The following is a 20005-nucleotide window of genomic DNA, read 5'->3' on the forward strand; positions in this document are numbered from 1 at the left end:
TGCTTTGGAAAAGACTATCATTAAAAAGTTAGTAATTATACTGCTATTAAGGATGAAAGCAGCATGCTGCTAAGTGAAATGATGCAAGCAAGCCTGAAATCATATCACGGGCTAAGGCAAGGGAGAGTCGATGGACAGGATAAGGCCCTGGATCAGCTGCATCAGCCCCGTTGGGTACACGCCGATGTATACCAGCAGCAGTGCCAGCAAGGCCAAGGTAGCGCCACTCACCATATAGGCCGAAGGGTGCAACGCCTGCCGTTCCCTGCCTGCATTGGTCTGCATGAACATCACAGCCACAATCTTGATGTAATAGTACAAGCCGATCACACTGTTCAGGGCCAGCATAAGCACCAGTAACCAAAGCTCGGTTCGGACCCCTGCGGCCAGCAAATAAAATTTACCTACAAAGCCCGCCGTAAGCGGAATACCGGCCAGCGACAAAAGCATGGCCGTGAAGATGGCCGCAGACCAGGGACGGCGCCAGAAGAGCCCCCGGTAATCATCGAGCAGCTCGGCATCCCGCTCTTCATCCGAGAGTAGAGTGATGACACCGAAGGCACCCAGGCTGGTGATAAAATAGGCTACCAGGTAAAACGTAACCGCTTCCACCCCCAGAGCATTGCCGGCCAGGAAAGCCACCAGCAGGTAACCCAGGTGAGCAATGGAGGAATAGGCCAGGATGCGCTTCACGTTGTTTTGCAGCAGGGCAAGTATGTTGCCGGCAAACATGGAGGCAATGGCAATGACCGTGAGAATAAGTACGAGGGAGGGGTAGCCAAAGCCGTTTGTCTGCATGAAAAAACGGATGAGTACGGCCATCATGCCGCCTTTCGACACAGTGGCGATAAAAGCCGTAACCGGAGCCGGGGCACCCTCATACACATCCGGGGTCCACATATGGAACGGCACCACGCCCAGCTTAAACCCCACCCCGACAATCATCAGCCCAAATCCGGTGAGCAGCAGAAGCGGCATGCCGGGCGAATGGACTACCGATAAGTATAAACCGATCTCATAAAAACCCATTGAGCCCACCATGGCGTAAACCAGCGCCATGCCAAAGAGCAAAAAAGCAGATGACATGGCCGCCAGGATCAGGTATTTAATACCCGCCTCATCAGAGCGTTCGCGGGTACGCAGGTAGGCAATAAGTCCGTACAAGGCCACGCTTAGCACTTCCAGCCCCAAAAACAAACCGGCAAAATGCTTGCTGATCACCAGCACGCAGGCACCCAGTGTGGCCAGGATGTGCAGGATGTAATATTCTTCCTTTTGCTCCTCCCGCTGCTCGAAGTAGGCGTAGGACAACATACTGACCACCAGGGAGGCAAGCAGGATCATACCGATGTAAAGCAGGGCAAATCCATCTATCACGAACAAGGGACTGATGTGGTAAGCCCCGGCATCGCGTAGTTCAAAGAGAGAAATAAAAGCAGCGATCAGCGAGAGAAGCGTGATGGTATAGATCAGTTTGTGGTTCCGCTGCACCGAGATCACCAGCATAATAATCAGCGAGGCCACGACCAGGATGAGCAGAGGCATCAGGTGTAAAAAGTCATCTAAGATCATAAGCACCTCCTATGTTTTTTTGTAAAGCGATAGAATCAGTCGCCAGCACCTGTAGTGCCGCTGGAGCCTGGGCAGTTGTGGGCGCCGTTGCGCCTGCTTTGTAGGCCTGCAACTGCTCGTCCAGGGTTGGTTTTACGATGTCCATAACAGGTTGCGGATAGAGGCCCAGCCAGAGCAGCAGGAGTACCATGGGCGCCAGGATGAGCATCTCGCGCCAGGTAAGGTCAGGCACCATGGCTGCCGAATGATGCGGGCCATAAAATACTTTCTTAAGAATGCGCAGCGAGTAGGCCGTGGCCATAACCAGGCCGATGGTAGCGAAGACGGTCAGCCAGTTATTCGCTTGCCAGCTACCGAGCAAAGTGAGGAACTCCGCAATAAAATTGCCCAGGCCGGGCAATCCCAAAGACCCCATGACGAACACCATCGCGATCACGCCCATTTTAGGAGCCGCAGCCCAAAAGCCGCCCATTTTTTCGATGTCGCGGGTATGGATGCGGTCGTACAGCAGGCCGGCAAGTATAAACAGAGCACCTGTGCTGAGGCCGTGCGTGATCATTTGCATCACTACTCCCTGCAGCGCCAGTTCGTTAAAGGCAAACACACCCAGTATCACGAAGCCCATGTGGCTCACGCTGGTGTAGGCCACCAGGCGTTTCAAATCGGTTTGCGAATAGGCCACCACGGCACCGTAAATGATTCCGATCACGCCCAGCAACATGGCCCAGGGCGCAAAGGCCTGCGCTGCCTCCGGAAACAGGGGCAGCACAAAGCGAAGCAAACCGTAGGCCCCGGTTTTCAGCAGCAGGCCTGCCAGGATCACGCTTCCCGCCGTCGGGGCCTGGGAGTGCGCGTCTGGGAGCCACGAGTGGAACGGCACCACAGGTAGTTTTACCAGGAAGGCCGCCAGAAAACCCAGCATCAGCCACATGCCCACAGCGGGGGAGAAGGTAGTGCCTAGCAAGGCGAAGTAGCTAAACGTATATTCCCCGCTCTGGCTGCCATGGATAAAGTATAAACTTAGGATGGCCAGCAGCATGAGCAGGCCACTTGCCTGCGTGAAAATGAAAAACTTGTAGGCTGCGTAAGTCCTGTTCTCGTGTCCCCAGATCCCGATCAAAAAATACATCGGGATCAGCATCACCTCCCAGAAAAAGTAGAACAGGAAAAGATCCATGGTCAGGAATACGCCGGTGATACCGGCCAGCACCCATAGCAGGTTAAAATGGAAAAAGCCCACGCGGGTGTGAATCTCGTTCCAGGAAACCAGTATAGCCAACGCCCCCAGCAGGAAAGTAAGCAGCAGCAGCAGCAGGCTAAGGCCATCCAGGGCCAGGTCGAAGCCGATGCCCCACTGTGGCACCCAGCTCACGTTCAGCTGCGTGATCCAGGGGGAGGGAAGCCCGATATTCGCGGACTTTCCCCACCAGAGGTAAAGCGCTATGCCTAGGTCAGTGAGCGTGACTGCCAGGGCTACCCAGCGGGATAGGTTTTTGCCCCATGTTTCGGAGACCCAGGCCAGCACACCGCCGGCCATCAAGAGCACAAGCATCCAAAGTAAGATCATAGCAGCAGGCTTATGGTTATCACCACTAAAGTACCCACCAGCACGCCCATCATGTAGGTGCGCAGCATGCCGGTTTGCGTGCGGGCAAAAACATGGTGCAGCCACTGCGTGAAGGAAGTGGTGGAAGTATAAATTTTATCAATGGCATCGCCCTTGTTCAGCTTGGCGAAGTAAACGTAGGGCCTTACGAACAGCGTGTGGTACAACGCATCGAAGCCCCAGCCCGAATACCAAAAGCGGTGCAGTGCCATAGTAGGTTTTGAGCGCGCCATGCTTTGCACCAGATGCGGGCTTTTAAGGTAATACAGGTAAGCAATGTAAATACCGGTTAAGGATACCAGGGCCGCCAGCAGCTGGAACATCCACTCGCTGGGTGCGAGCCCCTCGTTGATCTGTACTACTGGCAGTACCGGAGCCAGATAATCGGTAAAAAGTGTGAGGTGGGTGAAGTTATGGGGCAACTCTATAAACCCACCCACCAGCGAAAGTATGGCCAGCACCACCAACGGCAGCTTCATCCAAAACCCCGGAGGGTGACTGATGTCCGTCTTGCTCTCGCCGAAAAAGGTGATGAACACCATCCGGAAAGTATAAACCGAGGTGACAAAAGCGCCCAGTAAGGCGGCCAGGTAAAACCAGATGCTGCCATGCGTACCGGCCAGCCCGAGCCACAGGATCTGGTCTTTGCTATAGAAACCGGCCGTGACGAGTGGCAGCGCGGCCAGGGAGGCTGAACCGATCAGGAAGGTCCAGAACACCAGCGGCATCTTCTGGCGCAGCCCACCCATCAAGGTCATGTCGTGTTCGTGGTGCAGGGCCATGATCACGGCACCGGCACCCAGGAAAAGCAGGGCCTTGAAAAAGGCGTGGATCATGAAATGGAAAACAGCCGCTGACCACGCCCCAACACCCAGTGCCAGAAACATATACCCGATCTGACTGATAGTGGAGTAAGCCAGCACCCGTTTCAGGTCGTTTTGAGTAAGCGCCGTAAAACCCGCGATCAACAGCGTAGCGGCCCCAATGATGGCGACCACTGTTTGTGCCGTTGGAGCCAGTTCGAACAGCACATAGGTGCGTGAGATCAGGTAAACCCCTGCCGTTACCATGGTAGCGGCATGTATCAGCGCACTAACCGGTGAGGGGCCCGCCATGGCATCAGGTAACCAGGTTTGCAAAGGAAGCTGCGCCGATTTACCGACTGCGCCCCCCACTAACAGCAAGGCCACCAGCACCGCAGTCTGTGAACCCACCGCCCAGGTTTGTGGGGCTGCTATGAGGATCTCCTGAATATTTAGCGTGCCAAAATGCTGGAACAGCAGGAACAGCCCGATGGCCATGGCCGTATCGCCAACGCGGGTAATGATGAAGGCTTTGCGGGCAGCATAGCCGTTAGCGGGTTCCTGGTACCAAAAGCCGATCAGGAGGTAGGAGCAAAGCCCTACACCTTCCCAGCCCAGGTATAGAAGCAGCAGGTTGTCGGCCAGCACCAGCACCAGCATGGCCCCCACGAACAGGTTCATACTGGCAAAAAAGCGGGAATAGTCTGCATCGTCGTGCATAAACTCGGCGGAGTAGAGGTGTATCAGAAAACCGACGAAAGTGATCACGAAGATGAAGACCAGCGAGAGGGCATCCAGGTGAAACGCGATTCCCGGATGAAAGCCCGCCACCTCGAACCACTGCCATGCCTGCTGGTGATAGAATTCCGCTCCTGAACCAATGAACTGCACGCCCAGCAAAATGGTCAGGAGGGCCGCCAGGCCCACACTGCCGGCCCCGATCACGGGCACAAGCGACTTGGGCAGCTTCAGGCCGAACAGGATCAGAAGCAGGGCACCTGCAAAAGGCAGGGCGGGAATTAACCAGATCAGATTTTCCATAGTTTTAGCCTTTCATGATACTTGCCGCATCGCTATCAAGGGTTTTCAGGTTATGATACAACTGCAGGATCAGCGCCAGCCCCACCGATACTTCGGCCGCGGCCATGGTCAAAATAAAGATGAACATCACCTGCCCATCCGGCTGCGCCCAGCGCATGCCCGCCACGATAAAGGCGAGTCCGGCGGCGTTCAGCATGATCTCCACCGACACCAGCATGAAAATGATGTTGCGACGGATCAGTACACCGATCAGCCCAAGTATGAATAGGATGCCGGCCAGCAGCAGCCCTGCTTCGAGTGATACACTGTCCGACATCATGCCTTGGCGCTCCTTTCCAGAAATCGGTGCATGACTTTCCTTTTCTGCCGACCAAGGTGGTAGGCCCCCACTATGCCCGCCATCAGTAGCATGCCGCATAACTGCACCCCCAGCACATAAGGCCCGAAGAGCGCCAGCCCTACCAGTCTGGCATCAACCGGAACGGTGGCGGAAGCCGGTACTTGTATCCCGGTAAAAATAAAGACCAGTTCGGCCAGCAGCACTGCCGAAAGTATGGCCGGGCCAATCCAAACGGAGGGTTTCAACCACTCCTTTTCCTGTTGTGTGGCGTCTTCGCTTAAGTTAAGCATCATGATTACAAAGATGATGAGCACCACAATGGCACCCGCATAAATGATGATCTCGAGCGCGGCCATAAACGGCGCGCCCAGCGTGAAAAACACGACGGCAATGGCCAGAAAGGAAACCACCAGGTAGAGCAGGGCGTGAATCATGTTGTACCGGGTGATCACCATGATGGTGGCAAGTATGGCTACTGCGCCGGCTATGTAAAATGTTAGTTCCATGGGGCTAAGGCATTAAAGTTTTGATATCTACAGGAGGCGACTCGTTCTCTGCCTCCCCTTTGTCTTTTCCGCCGATGGCCATGCCGGCCACTTTGTAGTAGTTGTAGCCAGGGTACTTGCCCTGCCCGTTTATCAGCAGATCTTCTTTCTCGTAAACAAGGTTCTGGCGGTTGTATTCCCCCATCTCAAAATCCGGGGTAAGTTGGATGGCATAGGTCGGGCAGGCCTCCTCGCAATACCCACAAAAAATGCAGCGCGAGAAATTGATCCGGAAAAAAGCCGGGTAGCGCCTGCCGGTCTCATCCTCGGTGGCCTGCAACGAGATGCAGTCCACGGGGCAGGCTACGGCGCAGAGGTTGCAGGCCACGCAGCGCTCCCCACCGTCCGGGTCGCGCGACAACACGATACGGCCCCGCCAGCGGGTGGGCAGTATGACTTTTTGCTCGGGGTAAAGTATGGTGTCACGCTTGTGAAAAGCATGTAAAAACGTGAGCCACATGGTACGCAGTAAACTAAACATATTTCTGCTCCTTTCTTTTTATGTTGTTACAACTGTCCCTTTGCGGGAACTGCAGCGTTAATTTTTGCTAAGACAGTACCGGTTTCAGCCACCCCTTTACTCCCTCCTTATTTAAGGCGGGGAATCTGCTGCTGCTCTCGCCGAACTATAAGTTTCATAGTTATGGCCACTGCTCGGACAAATCGCGACTTGTCCCTACAAGTATTACCCTATCCTGAATCCTTCATGGGAAGGAACTACAGCTGCGAATGTTCCCCACCTTGGACAAGTAAGGGTTAGGGGTGGTTGGATAACTCGTCCACTCACTCACTCACTCACTCACTCACTCAAAGCCTGCTCCGCCAGCCACAACAGCACCCCGGCGGTTACCAGCAGGTTCAGCAGCGTGAGGGGCAGCAGAATCTTCCAGCCATACGACATCAACTGATCGTAGCGTGGCCGTGGGAGCGAGGCGCGCAGCAGGATGAAGATGCAGATGAAGCCGAAGGTTTTCAGGATGAACCAGACAATGGGCGGCAGAAAAGCCGGACCCAGCCAGCCTCCAAAGTATAGCGTCACCATCATGCTGGAGATCAGCGTGATGCCCAGGTATTCTCCGATGAAAAACATGCCGAACTTCATACCCGAGTATTCGGAATGGAAGCCCGCGCTCAGCTCGCTTTCCGCCTCTGGAATATCCAGCGGCAGGCGATGCGTTTCGGCGATGCCGGCAACAAAGAAGATCAGGAAGCCCAGAAGCTGCGGCACCACAAACCATAGTTCCTGCTGGGCCACCACAATCTGTGTCAGGTTAAAGCTGCCGCTCAGCAACACAACCCCCATCAAGGCGAGCCCCATAAAAACCTCATAGGAGATCATCTGGGCCGCCCCGCGCATGGAACCTAACAGGGCGTATTTGTTATTGGAGGCCCAGCCACCCAAAATAATGCTATAAGCACCCATCGACGACATTGCCAGGAAGAAGAGCAGGCCAATGTTCAGATCGGCCACAACAATACCGGGCGCAAACGGAACCACGGCAAAGCCCATCAGCACCGAGATCAGAACAACAGTCGGAGCCACCACGAACACCTTTTTATCTGCGAAGGGAGGGATCCAGTCTTGTTTGAAAAACAGCTTCAGGGAGTCGGCCAGAATGATCAGGAGCCCGAACGGACCGGCCCTGTTTGGGCCATAGCGGTCCTGCCAAAGCGCCAGCATGCGGCGTTCTAACCAAATAAGGCCTGCTGCCACGTTCAGTAGCACGAACAGCACCCCACCAATGATCAGGAGATGGTTTGTGGTTGCTTCTTCCATACAAGTTCTTTGTTTAATACTGCCCACCCGGGCAGGTCAGCATAGGGCATGCCCGCCAATCCGACAGGCAAGCCGGCAGAGCCGCTGCAGATCACGGTGCTGGTTTTTATGGGTAACTGGTAAATTTCATCTCCAATTTTAAAGGTGAGGAGCTGCCCTTGCTCTAGTTGTAGTTTCTGCGCATCGTCGGCATTGACCGCCACATAGGGCTCAGGACTTAGTTGGGTAATGGCCGGCGCGTGGTTACTGAGTTCCTCGGAGCCAAAAGTATGGTAGAGCGGCACCATGAACAGGTGGCCGTTCAGGGGCTGGAAATGCTCCGGAGCCTCGGTAAAGCGAGTACCCATACTTTCGGAGGAGGGCTTGATCAGCCGGATGCCTGGGTCCCCTCCCTGCAAAGGGCCGCCCACTTCTACCTGGTATTTGTTAATAGCCTGCTGCGAGTTCCAGCCCGGCGACCAGAAAAAAGGGATGATCGACGAGGGGGCCTGCCCTCGGTAGCCTTCCATGGTGAAGGAAAGAGGCGAATCCGGGTCTTCCTGCGGTTTAGGCTCGCTAACGTGCAGCCCGGCGTTCATGCTGGTGCGCCCGCTGAAGCGGTGCGATTCTCTGGGTATCTTTTGCCCCACCATGCGGAAATCCGCTGAAGGCGTTACTTTCTGGATGCCATGCAATGCCGGTTTAGCTGCTACTACAGCAGGCAACAGGTCGTCGAAAGTGGTCCAGCTGCGCATGTTCTCCTGCTGCACCGCGCCGCCCAGTTGCATGAGCCAGCGCCAGCTTTCCTGTATGTCTACCGGATTAGGGTAAACCTGGTAAAACCGCTGCGCCCGCCCCTCGTTGTTCACCAGGGTGCCGTCAGACTCGGCAAAGGTGCCTGCGGCGAGCAGCACATTGGCCCTTTCGGTGGTGGGCGTGTGCAAATGGTCCAGCACGATCACTTGTTTGCACTGATCGAAGAATTTCGATACTGCATCAGAGCAGGCCCTCCGGTACAAGTCATTTTCCAGGATAATGGCTGTGTCGGCATCGCCATTATCGATGGTAGCAAAAGCTGATTCCAGTTTGTGGCCCTCCAGCATCTCCAGGCCCAGGCTGTTGCACTCCGGGAGGGCCAGCATGATGCCAGTTTGCTTACCCTTTTCCTGTAAGGCATTGGCAATGTTGGCGGCGGCTTTGATAATGCTTTCCCGTCCTCCCGAGGTACCCGATATGATCGCCGGCCGCTTCGCCGACAGCAAGGCATCTGCGATCTGTTGGGCGAGTGCGGCCTCTGTTTCCCCCAGGTCATTCACCACTGCTTGTGCTCCGCTGATGGCGTTGGCCACGGCAAAGCCTAGGCGGGCTATCTCGGCGGGGGTTGCGTGAAAAGTGTCGGTGGCTAGCTCATCCAGCTTGGTGGTATCGTATGTGGCAATGAAGAGCGGCCCTTTTTTGTCCTGAATCAACTCACGCGCGGCTGCATCCTGCCAAAGGGGCAGCTTGGCAGCGGCTACATCCTCCAGGGGCTGCTGCCGCACGGACTGGCGTACCGACAGGGCCAGCATCGGGGCGGTGTTGGTCAGGTCCTCGCCAAGTATAAAAACAGCATCGCATTTTTCCACCTCGCCAAGCGCCAGCACATGGGCTTTTGTTTCGCGCAGTACCCGCAATGAAAAAGCCACCAGGTCATGGTCGGGCTCAGAAACCCCGAGGTAAAAATTATCCTCCCCAACCAGTGTCTTTAAAGCAAAGTTAGACTCGATGGAGGCGCGGGGCGAGCCTATCCCGATCACTTTACCGCTGCTGATCATTTTGGCGGCTTCCTGCAGTGCATTTTCCGGGGTAGTGGCTTCGGGCAGGTGGTTGCGGACCAATGATTTGCGGATTCTGGCGGCACTGTTCACGAATTCGTAGCCAAAGCGCCCCCGGTCACAAAGGAAATAGCCGTTCACCTCGCCGTTGTACCGTGTGGTGATGTTGCGCAGGGTGCCGTAGCGCTCCCCGGCGATGATGTTACAGCCGAGGCTGCAATGGTGGCAGACAGAGGGCGCAGTGGTCAGGTCCCATTTACGGGTGTAATGCTGCTTCAGGGTTTTATCAGTAAACACGCCAGTGGGGCAAACCTCTGCCAGGTTTCCGCTGAACTCACTTTCCAGCACACCATCTTCGTGCCGGCCAAAGTATAAATGGTTATGGGCCGCAAAAACATCCAAGTCTTTCCCGCCGGCATAGTCCTTATAGTAACGCACGCAGCGGTAGCACTGTATGCAGCGGTTCATTTCGTGGTTCAGGAACGGGCCCAGGTCCTGGTTGCGGTAGGTGCGTTTCTCGAAGTGGTATTTCCGGTAGTTATGGCCCGTCATCACGGTCATGTCCTGCAGGTGGCAGGAGCCTCCCTCGTCGCACACGGCGCAGTCGTGGGGGTGGTTGGTCATGAGCCAGCCGATCACATTGTTTCTGAACTCCTTGGCAGTGGGGTCCTGGATGGAGAGGCGCATGCCATCGCGCACCGACTCCATGCACGACATCATCAGCTTTCCGGTGGTATCGTGCTCATCTTTAAAGATGCTGACGGCACACTGCCGGCAGGCACCCACAGAACCCATGGCCGGATGCCAGCAAAAATAGGGCAGGTCCAGTTTCAGACTCAGGCAGGTTTCGAGCAGGTTCTTGCCTGCCGTTACCTCATAGGGTTTGTTATCGATGTATATTGTGGCCATACCTTACCTCCAGGGACATTTTTTTTCGGTGATGTGTCGTTCAAAATCAGCTCTGAAATATTTTAAAGCGCTTTGCAGCGGCTCCATCGCACCGGGTGCCAAGGCACAGAAGGTGTTGCCAGGGCCTAAAAACTTGGTGTGGAAGTCCAGCACGTTCATGTCTTCGGGCCTTCCTTCCCCGCGCTCCATGGCCAGCAGGATTTTCTCTACCCAAGGCAGGCCTTCGCGGCAGGGCGTGCAGAAACCACACGATTCCTGGGCAAAGAAGTGCTGCAGGTTCAGTACAAAGCCAACGGGGCAGGTCTTGTCGTCGAGCACGATCATGGTGCCTGTGCCCATCCTGCTGCCCGCTTTGGCAATGGAGCCGTAGTCCATTTTAACATCGAGGTGTTCCTCCACCAGAAAATCTGTAGAGGCGCCCCCCGGCAAAAGGCCCCGGAACTGCAGGCCATCCTTCATTCCGCCGGCGTGTTCCTCGAGCAGCTCCCGCACCGTAACCCCCATGGGCAATTCCCAGGCACCCGGCCGCTTCACCTTACCGCTTACACCATAAATTTTGGTGCCTGCATCCTCGCCTTTGCTTAACCCTTTAAACCACTCCGGCCCCTGGTTAACAATGTGGGGCAGGCAGCAAAGCGTTTCCACGTTGTTAACAATGGTGGGCCTGCCGTACAGTCCGCTTACCTGCGGGAAAGGAGGCTTTGCCCTGGGGTTGGCTCTTTTCCCTTCCAAGGCGTTGAGCAAGGCCGTTTCTTCTCCGCACATGTAGCGCCCCACGCCGGTATGCAGGTGCATGTCCAGGTTAAAGCCGGTGCCCAGTATGTTTTCGCCCAGGTAACCGGCCTCGTAGGCTTCCTGTATGGCTTTGGTTATTTCGTGGGCGGCCTGTTTATAGGCCCAACGCAAGAAAACGTAAGAAATATTTGCCTGGATGGCGTAGGAGGCCACGATCATGCCTTCTATCAGTTGGTGCGGATTCCCTTCCAGCAACACCCTGTCCTTAAAGGTTCCGGGTTCCATTTCATCGGCGTTGGCCACCAGGTATTTCGGGCCGGGCACATCCATGGGCACAAAGCTCCATTTCATGCCCGTGCCAAACCCGGCCCCGCCGCGCCCTTTCAGGTTCGATGCCTTTACCAGTTCGGTTACTTGGGCGGGAGCCATTTGCTTGAGCGCTTTTTTCACAGACTGGTAGCCACCCACCTGCTCATACTCCTTCAAGCTGAGGGGTTGTCTGCCGGCTACAATATGTTGGGTCAGGGGCGTTTCCATGGGGCAGTTGTTTTGTCAGGCGTATTTTTCAAGTATCGTATCGAGCTGTTCTGCCGTCAGGTCCTGGTACAGGTCGTTGTCTATCATCAGAGCGGGAGCATGGTCGCAGCAGCCGAGGCATACGTTCGGGAGCATCGTGAATCGGCCGTCGGGTGTGGTTTGGCCGTGCTGAATGCCCAGTTTTTGTGACAGCAGGTCTTTGATGTTCTCGTAGCCCATCACCCAGCAGCTGATGCTGTCACAAACCAGGATCACATGCCGGCCCACAGGCTGCCGGAAAATGAGGTTGTAGAACGTGGCGACAGAGTCTAGTTCTGCAGGCGACATTTCCATCAGCTCGGCCACAGCTTTTAAAGTATCATCCGATACCCAACCCCGCTGTTGCTGCACTACCTTCAGGGCCTCAATGCAAGCCGCTTTCCGTACGGGCACCAGCGATACCTCATGTTCAATTTTCTGTATTTCCTCGGTTGTCAGCATATTTAAGGCATCAGTATCAAAACGTCAGACACAAGAACTTCGAATTAATTTTAAGGCAATTGCAACTCCTAACGGCTGCTTCGGATTTGTAATCCGCATTTTGCTTATAGCAACAGCCTTTGTGTTTGCGGATTAAAAATCCAAGGCTACTATACTTTCGGATTGCAAATCCAAAGGAGCTGTGTTTTAAGGCTTTTGAAACTCACACAGCTTATTTTTGGCGGTACAAGCGGCGCGTACTTAAATACTGCGCCGCCATGTACCAGATTATTTCTTTCTTCAACTACTCAAAATCCAAACATTAAAACCTTACCTATCGATATCTGCCAGCACATAATCCATGGCCCCAAGTATAGAAAGCATATCGGCTACGGTGTAGCCCTTGCTGATATAAGGCAGCATTTGCATGTGCGGAAAAGAGGGCGTCCGTATCCGTACCCGGTAAGGTGAGGTGTTCCCATCACTGATCAGGTAGTAGCCGTTAGCTCCTTTGGTGGCTTCTATGCAACTCATAGCTTCCCCGGGTGGTAGCACAGGGCCCCAACTCACGCCTAAAAAGTGCGTGATCAGGGTCTCGATGTCGTGCATGGTATTCTTCTTAATAGGAGGGGTGGTGAGCGGGTGGTCGGCTTTGTAGGGCCCTGCCGGCATGTTTTTCAGGCATTGCTCAATGATCCGCAGGCTCTGGCGCATTTCCTCTACCCGCACCACGGCGCGGTCGTAGCAGTCGCCGTTGGAGGCTGTCGGAACATCGAAGTCAAACATTTCATAGCCTGAGTAAGGGCGTTTTTTTCGGAAGTCCCATTCCATGCCGCACGCTCTCAGGCCCGGACCGGTAACACCCCATTCAATGGCCTCATCCAAGGTAAATATGCCAATGCCCACGGTGCGCGCCTTAAACAGGCTGTTCTTCATCACCATGCCGTCGTATTCTCTCAGTCGCTTCGGGAAATAGTCGATGAAATCCTGCACCAGTTTTTCCCAGCCAAGCGGCAGGTCCTGCGCCACGCCCCCGATCCGGAACCAGTTCGGGTGCATGCGTCCGCCACACACCGCCTCGATCACGTTGAACACGCGCTCCCGGTCCGAAAACATGTAGAAGACAGGGGAGAGTTGGCCCAGGTCTTGGGCAAAGGTGCCGTACCAAACCAGGTGGCTGGCGATCCGGAAAAACTCACAGAGCATCACCCGGATTACTTTCACGCGTTCCGGCACTTCGATACCCGCCAGTTTCTCCACCGACAGCAGGTAAGCCAGGTTGTTCATTACGCCACCTAGGTAATCCACTCTATCGGTGTAAGGGATGTAGGTGTGCCAGGTCTGGCGTTCCCCCATTTTCTCGGCACCCCGGTGGTGAAAGCCAATATCGGGGATGGCATCCACAATGTCCTCGCCGTCCAGTTGCAGGATAATGCGCAGCACGCCATGCGTGCCGGGGTGCTGTGGCCCGATGTTCAGGAACATGAAATCACTGTCCTCGCTCTGGCTTTGCAGCCCCCATTCTTCAGGCTTAAACTGCAGGGCCGATTGCTCCAGGTCTATTTTATCGTTGTAGAGTTGGAATGGCCCCATTTCGGTAGCGCGTGCCGGGTGCTCCTTGCGGAGTGGATGGCCTACCCAGGTGCGCGGCATGAGGATGCGCGAAAGATGCGGGTGCCCGTCGAATTTGATGCCGAACATGTCGTAGATCTCCCGCTCGTACCAGTTTGCGTTTACCCAAATGGGCGTAATACTGGGTGCGGTAGGGAATTCGCCTGTTAGCGCTACTTTTAGCCGGATAAATGCATTGCGGTCAAAGGAGAACAGGTGATAGACCAGTGTGAATTCTTTGGAAGGATAGCCGTTTTCAAATTTACGCGTTCTTTCATCTATGGCGGCCAGGTCGTAGAGCAAACGGAATGGCTTCGGGACGGCTGTTTTCAGAAAGCTGAGCACTTCCTTCAGTTTATCGCATGGCAGCCAGAGGGTGAGCATCTCATCCTTGGTTTCCTGTTGCGTAAATGTGTCCTCACCGAAACGCGCTTGCAGTTCGATCAGTGTGCCGCTGTTATTTTCCATGGGTAGGAATGAAAAATCAAAACTGTGCTTAACTCATTCTGAACCTTATACTTTCGCTTAATTTAAGTTGATCGTAGCCTATACTTCGTCCGGTGATCGGAACTCGGTCATGGTGTCCCATCTTTCCCGTTTGCGGGCCTTTACCTCAATTTTCTCAGGTCTGATAACCCCCTGCTCCCCAATTGCCCAGCTCAATGGTCTCTTTTCTTTTCCTACCCCTTCCGCGAGTAGCATTAAGCCCTCCATAAACGCGTCCGGTCGGGGTGGGCAACCAGGCACATACACATCCACCGGTAAAAACTTGTCCACGCCCTGCACCACACTATAGATGTCGTACATGCCGCCGGAGTTGGCGCAAGAGCCCATGGAAATGACCCACTTCGGCTCCATCATCTGTTCGTGCAGTCGTTTAATTATCGGGGCCATTTTAATGAAAACCGTACCCGCAATGATCATCACATCGGCCTCGCGCGGGGTTCCGCGTATTACCTCCGCGCCGAAGCGGGCCACATCATACTTGGGCGTCATGCTGGTGGCCATTTCTACAAAGCAGCAGGACAGGCCAAAGTGAAACGGCCACATCGAGTTCCTGCGCCCCCAAGCAAGCAGATCCTGCACCGTGCTGAGCATGATGCTCTGCTGTACCGCTTCCTCGTACGATCCGGTTCCCTGCACAGTGTTTGCGGGCGCATCGGGTTTGCTTAGCCACCATTTCATAGGCTTATGTTTTTTTGTTTGTCCGGATTTGGCAGCCATCCCCTGGCTGTTGTTTTTCTGTTAATGATGCTTTTATTATATTTTAGGGCGCTTTTTCAGGCCCTGGCTTTCGTAACATGGCTTGATATGCCTGCAGTATTTTCTTGCCGTCCGGACCGAAGTCTAGGGCACCGTTGCGCCATTCATACACCAGGACCACTACCAGCAGCACGATAAAAACCAGCACCCCCACATAACCGTACCAACCGAGCTGCCGAAAAGCGATGGCCCAGGAAAGTATGAAAACAGTCTCCACATCGAAAATAACGAACAGCATGGCCACCAGATAAAACTGTGAGGAGAAACGCAGGCGGGCAGAGCCAGCACTAACGATGCCGCCCTCGTAAGGCTGGTTTGTGGCGCGATCGAATTTGCGCTGTCCCAGCACATGAGACAGGCCCAGTATGACTAATACAAGACTGATCACGATGGCCCCATACACGAAAAGAGGCCATAAAAGCGTATCGTTTTCTTGTGGTGCATACATAGGCAGTCCGCCTCCAGGCGAAAATCAATTGGTGAAAGAATAAAATTAACTGGTAATGCCTTTCCGGTACGGTCAGCTTCATGAGCCATCAGGTGCCGGTAATGTAATGCTCGAGGTTCTCGATAATGAATTTTTGCTCGTCGATGATATATTTTACAATGTCGCCGATGGAAATCAGGCCGACAAGTTGGGTTCCGTCGAATACAGGTAGATGGCGTATATATTTGGTAGTCATAAGCGCCATGCATTCTTCCATGGTGTTGTCCGGCGTTACCGTTACGGGGCGCTCGGTCATAATTTCTTTGATCTGGGTTTCTTTAGAGGCCTTGCCTTTGAGGATTACTTTCCGGGCATAGTCCCTTTCTGTGAAAATACCGACGAACTTACCGCCATCAACTACCAGCAAGGCACCTATGTTTTTCTCTACCATTTTTTCAAGGGCGCTAAAAACGGTGTCGTTGGGGTTGACGGAGATGATCATTTTCTCCTTTTGCTGAAGTATGTTTCGTACTGTTCCCATTTCAACCTCCTGTAAATGAGTGAATAAAGTAATTTGAATATTTGGTTTTGTATACGGGGTTTTTTTAAAAAGGTCAAAAAAATAGTAGAAATATCCTTTTATTAAGTAAAATAGTAAATTTAAGCGGTATAAGCACCTTGTCTGTTGACTAACAATTATTTACAGATGCTCTCTGAGTCAATTTATGGAGAAGGTTTTTGTTCATAGTTTTTAATAATGCATAGGATTTTGCTGGTAATAATTTAAACAAATTTAAAATACCCCAGTACAATTAAGAGTACGAAAGACGTGTGCTAATGCCAGTTCATTCTATTCCGGAAGGTTTTAAAGACATGCTGAATTTCAGCTTGGTGGAGGCTCTGTTAGGGCGCAGGTCCCGGCGGTTCTTAATGGGTGCTGAAATTCCGGATGGGGTGCTGGCCTATAAATCCCAACACGACCCCATGCCTCTCTCTGAGTTGGAGAAGCTGCTGGTGGTTACTGCCTGTGCCGGGAATACTGGCTGGCATAACATGATCTATAGAGCACAACGGTACGCGCCGCACCTTTCAAATTATGCAGGTGCCGCCGGGGGACGTACTTTCCCGTCGGCAGCAGGTTTTCATACCAGCAACACTTTTTTTACGGATGATGAAGGAGTTTATATCGTCGATAACCGCGATTCGCCGGCAGTGGCAGAGAGAAGCCCGGATGGCTCCCTTCATCTGGATGATATTGTAACTGGCTTAAAAAGCAATGTTAGGAAGCTAAAGGACGGACGCCTGCACTTGCCCGCCGAGGTGCCATATGTGGAGGCACACAATACGTGGGTTGCCAACAAGCCCGGTTCCTTGCTGGTGATACCTGTGGCAGATCTTGCCCAACATTTGCTTTTGGGCATCTGCTATATGCTCCAAAACGGCATGGTGCTGACCGATGACATCCATAAGAGAGCCATACCAGGCCTTGAAAAGTACAGCGACCTGGCTGACCTGAACAGTACCTGGCCCATTACTTTTGGTGAACAGTTATGCCTGGCCGAAGTGACAGCCGAATTATCCACGAGTTGCTATGCAGGGACTTTAATGCTGCAGGCCATGGGCCTCGGTGGTTGGATGTATGATGGACTGGATTTGTTCAGCGTGCTGGGAGCCAGCGGTAATCCTGAGGTGCCCGGACTCGGTTTCAGGTACGATATGGAGGAGCGGTGGCCTTACCCAAACCCAACGGGGCTCGAGGGAGTAATGGAAGGGTTCTGCCCGCCTCACTACCCAGATATGCGCGCTGCAGTGGAAGCTGTGTGTGAGCGAAAGTTTGGTGCCGGTGGGCCATTTAATACCGGCACGCCGGGCCCCTGGAAAGCAACGCCCGAAGTAAGGGGCGCTGCCCTGGTGCATAGCGAAAGATTCAAGGATTGCGTGGCGCTTCAGGCGCAATACATATTTGATACCTTTGGGAAGTTTCCGGGCACGGTGCCTTCCATTTTTTTGCTTACCTACCTGCAGGCACACCACCTGGACCTGGACTTTTATGACAAGTTCTTTAAACCGGGCGCCTACTTGCACACGCATGCAACCCATCAAGCGAAGTGGCACAATTGAGCAGAACAGGATGAAAAATAGTCCTTAACCAAAACTGCAGCTTTGTTTACTCGCTCTAAAGTATGAGCCAGTCAAAATTAAATTAAAAAAGTTTAGCAGAGCCGGGGTGGCGTACTTTCATTTGATGATCTTTATACTTTTCAGCTTATTATTACTATCAAGTATGCTCAGAAAATAGATTCCACTTTTGAGCACCTCATCCAGCACCATGTGATATGTTCCGTTTTCTAGGTTGAGCCCAGTGTTCTTTTCAACAATTTTCCTTCCGGTCAGGTCGTAGAGTACAATGCTTTTCAGCACGGTTTGGGGAGGTAGGCCGAGGGTGATCTCCCGGATGAAAGGGTTCGGGTATGCCGCTATTTCATCGGCCTGGCTTGATTCTGAGAATTGATCCGTGGCTATCGCCTGAACTGCTGCACCCTGCAAAATGGGTGAAAGCCTGTTGCCTGGAATTGGCCTTTCAAGTATTCCGTCAGGTAATTGCCAACCCACAGCCAGGTGGTCACTCTTATTCTGTTCTTTCATCAGCGCTTCGATGTAATAGCGCTTGCCCTGCTCCAGCATCACTTTTACCGATTGCTGAGAGGGGTATCTCGTCCACTCGCGTGCATTGGTCGGGTTATAGGTATAAGCCAGTTTTACTTTTTTGACTGGGTCATCGGAGGTGCTCAACCACAACTCTAAGGCATGGTCTCCTGCAATCCAGAAGGTATATTCGCCGCTCTGTGGAGCAGTTACGTACCCTTTTACCCGTTGCCCGTAGTTATCGCCAACATTAGAGGGCGCCTCGAATAAGGTAAGTTCTGTGCTAGCGGTAGGAGTTTTTGTTAGCGGAATCTTGGAGATACTGGTGCCTGGCACCCCCGCCCAGTATTCCCTGGTGATCTTGCCTGCCGGGGTAGAGGGCGGAGGTGGAATAGATAGGTTTGGACCCAGCACAATGCCATTTTGCTGTAATTTCTGGTTCCACTGGCTATATTCTGCATCCTCTGTCTGAACCGAGATCGCACCGCCAGGCAGGAAAACATTGTTCGTGTAAGTAGCTTTTTCTGCCACCGATATGTCGTTGCGGTTATTTGGGTACCCCCAGGCAGTAACCCCAACCGTGTTGTTATCCAAAGAGTTTGAGAAGGTGGCGCTCATGTTGTAATAGTCCTTGCTCCACAAACCTGACGTATACATGGCGAACCTGGTGCCATCGCGAAAGGTAGCCGAGTTCACGGCTCTGTTATGATGGTAGCGGATGTTATTGCCTCCGGCTATGCCCATGCTATAATTCCCCATGTTTATGAGTTGATTCTCAAAGGCTTCTACATAAGCGGTACAGGAATTCGCATCGCCATCCCCATCTGTAATAATGCCGCCCCCTGAAAAGGTGGAGCTTGTATGCGGTACAGGGTAGGCGCCGTAAAAATAATTATCGTGAATGCTTATGGGGGAACTGGGCGTTCCTCTGGAATTGTAGATACTGATCATGTCTTCTACTGCTGAGTTTCCGGCTTCATTGATTACCTGGTTCCAGGCCACTTCTATATTCGGGGTAGCGGCGCGGAAGTTGAACTGCACAAACTGGGCGAAGGTTTTTCCGCCGTACACCCGTCCGTCAATATTTTTGGCGTTGTTAAACCGGATTTTTACTGTATTAGCTGAAGTGTTGTTGCCCTCGTAACGTTGGCCGATGTAAATGCCGGCAGTGTTCTCCATGTAGCAGTTTTCCACCACAATGTTACGGAACACATCCACACCCAGAAACCGCCGGGCTTTCATGTAATCCTTCCAGGGAGTGGGGGTGAGGCCATAGCCACGGGTATGGCGGATGGTAACATCGGCGGAGTTTCCGATGGAGCGGACCAAGGGGCCGGCTCCGCGTATGTTGGCGTCTATAATAACCACGGCCTCGCTGGTGCGGATCTCCACGGCTGCCACCTCCGAGTCCCTGGATTCCCAGTTACCCGTATAGGTTCCTCCTTTAGTGATAACCAGGGGGCCATTGTACGTTTGAGCCCGCAAAGCACGTGAACTGAATGCAAAGAGGAACAAAACAACCAGCAGTAGGTACAACAACAGCGATACCCTGGCGCTTGCCTGCGGTAAGAGGAAAACCGGTTGTGTTTTAAGTTTGTACATGCGCTTGGGATAGGTCGGTTGAAGTATTTATCGTGTCAGGTGATGGAGCCTTTACTATTGACATTTATTTTAAAGCCTTTCAGGTATGAAAAGGAAAAAATGCTGAAAGTAAGAGAGTAACCTTAATTATTGTATAGCGAGAGAACTAAAGGGAATGAAAATTATTTAGTGTGCCAGCGAATGGCAATGTATAGTAAAGCAATCATTTTAAGACGCCTTCATCATAAGCATAGCAGGTCAAAAGCTGCACGAACAGTATTTCATACAGATGGAGCATAATTCGCTTGCACCAGGCTAGAAATTAACATCTGCATCGTGATTTATACAAACTGGTTAACA

Annotated in this window: 16 protein-coding genes; 1 reads left to right on the plus strand and 15 read right to left on the minus strand. The window is 53.1% G+C overall.

Annotation, left to right across the window (positions count from 1 at the left end; all coding sequences use genetic code 11):
* Positions 1 to 111 precede the first annotated feature (111 nt).
* From AC4BAN_RS04885 to AC4BAN_RS04950, 14 genes are all read right to left on the minus strand, one after another.
* A complete protein-coding gene (locus tag AC4BAN_RS04885) occupies positions 112 to 1572 on the minus strand; it encodes an NADH-quinone oxidoreductase subunit N (RefSeq protein WP_490563254.1) in 1461 nt (486 codons plus the stop codon).
* Positions 1559 to 3139 (minus strand): NADH-quinone oxidoreductase subunit M, encoded by a 1581-nt coding sequence (gene nuoM, locus AC4BAN_RS04890; protein ID WP_490563255.1) that lies wholly within the window; start codon positions 3137 to 3139, stop codon positions 1559 to 1561. The genes AC4BAN_RS04885 and nuoM overlap by 14 nt, the downstream gene beginning before the upstream one ends.
* Complete coding sequence (nuoL, locus tag AC4BAN_RS04895) at positions 3136 to 5022, minus strand: NADH-quinone oxidoreductase subunit L (RefSeq protein ID WP_490563256.1); 1887 nt, start codon at positions 5020 to 5022, stop codon at positions 3136 to 3138. The genes nuoM and nuoL overlap by 4 nt, the downstream gene beginning before the upstream one ends.
* A gap of 4 nt (positions 5023 to 5026) precedes the next feature.
* The gene (nuoK, locus tag AC4BAN_RS04900; RefSeq protein WP_490563257.1) at positions 5027 to 5341 is read right to left on the minus strand and encodes an NADH-quinone oxidoreductase subunit NuoK; all 315 of its coding nucleotides are present in this window, start codon (positions 5339 to 5341) and stop codon (positions 5027 to 5029) included.
* Positions 5338 to 5868, minus strand: a complete 531-nt coding sequence (gene nuoJ / locus AC4BAN_RS04905; protein WP_490563258.1) for an NADH-quinone oxidoreductase subunit J — start codon at positions 5866 to 5868, stop codon at positions 5338 to 5340. The genes nuoK and nuoJ overlap by 4 nt, the downstream gene beginning before the upstream one ends.
* A gap of 4 nt (positions 5869 to 5872) precedes the next feature.
* Positions 5873 to 6388 (minus strand): NADH-quinone oxidoreductase subunit NuoI, encoded by a 516-nt coding sequence (gene nuoI / locus AC4BAN_RS04910; RefSeq protein ID WP_490563259.1) that lies wholly within the window; start codon positions 6386 to 6388, stop codon positions 5873 to 5875.
* A 318-nt stretch (positions 6389 to 6706) separates the two neighbouring features.
* Positions 6707 to 7684 carry an NADH-quinone oxidoreductase subunit NuoH gene (gene nuoH / locus AC4BAN_RS04915; RefSeq protein ID WP_490563260.1) on the minus strand — a complete coding sequence of 326 codons (978 nt, stop codon included), beginning with the start codon at positions 7682 to 7684 and terminating at the stop codon, positions 6707 to 6709.
* A complete protein-coding gene (gene nuoG / locus AC4BAN_RS04920) occupies positions 7654 to 10386 on the minus strand; it encodes an NADH-quinone oxidoreductase subunit NuoG (protein ID WP_490563261.1) in 2733 nt (910 codons plus the stop codon). Before nuoG ends, nuoH begins: the two co-directional genes overlap by 31 nt.
* Before the next feature lie 3 nt (positions 10387 to 10389).
* Positions 10390 to 11658 (minus strand): NADH-quinone oxidoreductase subunit NuoF, encoded by a 1269-nt coding sequence (gene nuoF / locus AC4BAN_RS04925; RefSeq protein WP_490563262.1) that lies wholly within the window; start codon positions 11656 to 11658, stop codon positions 10390 to 10392.
* Between the two features lie 15 nt (positions 11659 to 11673).
* Positions 11674 to 12138, minus strand: coding sequence for an NADH-quinone oxidoreductase subunit NuoE (gene nuoE, locus AC4BAN_RS04930; RefSeq protein WP_490563263.1), 465 nt, complete (start codon positions 12136 to 12138; stop codon positions 11674 to 11676).
* Between the two features lie 309 nt (positions 12139 to 12447).
* Positions 12448 to 14196: an NADH-quinone oxidoreductase subunit C/D gene (gene nuoC, locus AC4BAN_RS04935; protein WP_490563264.1), complete on the minus strand. Its 1749-nt coding sequence runs from the start codon at positions 14194 to 14196 to the stop codon at positions 12448 to 12450.
* A gap of 78 nt (positions 14197 to 14274) precedes the next feature.
* Positions 14275 to 14913: an NADH-quinone oxidoreductase subunit B gene (locus tag AC4BAN_RS04940; protein WP_490563265.1), complete on the minus strand. Its 639-nt coding sequence runs from the start codon at positions 14911 to 14913 to the stop codon at positions 14275 to 14277.
* Between the two features lie 82 nt (positions 14914 to 14995).
* Positions 14996 to 15439, minus strand: a complete 444-nt coding sequence (locus AC4BAN_RS04945) for an NADH-quinone oxidoreductase subunit A (RefSeq protein WP_490563266.1) — start codon at positions 15437 to 15439, stop codon at positions 14996 to 14998.
* An 88-nt stretch (positions 15440 to 15527) separates the two neighbouring features.
* Positions 15528 to 15959: a CBS domain-containing protein gene (locus AC4BAN_RS04950; RefSeq protein WP_490563267.1), complete on the minus strand. Its 432-nt coding sequence runs from the start codon at positions 15957 to 15959 to the stop codon at positions 15528 to 15530.
* A 296-nt stretch (positions 15960 to 16255) separates the two neighbouring features.
* On the opposite strand from AC4BAN_RS04950, the gene AC4BAN_RS04955 reads away from it, so the two are divergent.
* Positions 16256 to 17539, plus strand: coding sequence for a hypothetical protein (locus AC4BAN_RS04955; RefSeq protein WP_490563268.1), 1284 nt, complete (start codon positions 16256 to 16258; stop codon positions 17537 to 17539).
* A 117-nt stretch (positions 17540 to 17656) separates the two neighbouring features.
* Here AC4BAN_RS04955 and AC4BAN_RS04960 read toward each other — a convergent pair whose 3' ends face one another.
* Complete coding sequence (locus AC4BAN_RS04960; RefSeq protein WP_490563269.1) at positions 17657 to 19666, minus strand: T9SS type A sorting domain-containing protein; 2010 nt, start codon at positions 19664 to 19666, stop codon at positions 17657 to 17659.
* Positions 19667 to 20005: the final 339 nt, after the last annotated feature.

The sequence above is a fragment of the Pontibacter sp. GD13 genome, from assembly GCF_058216355.1.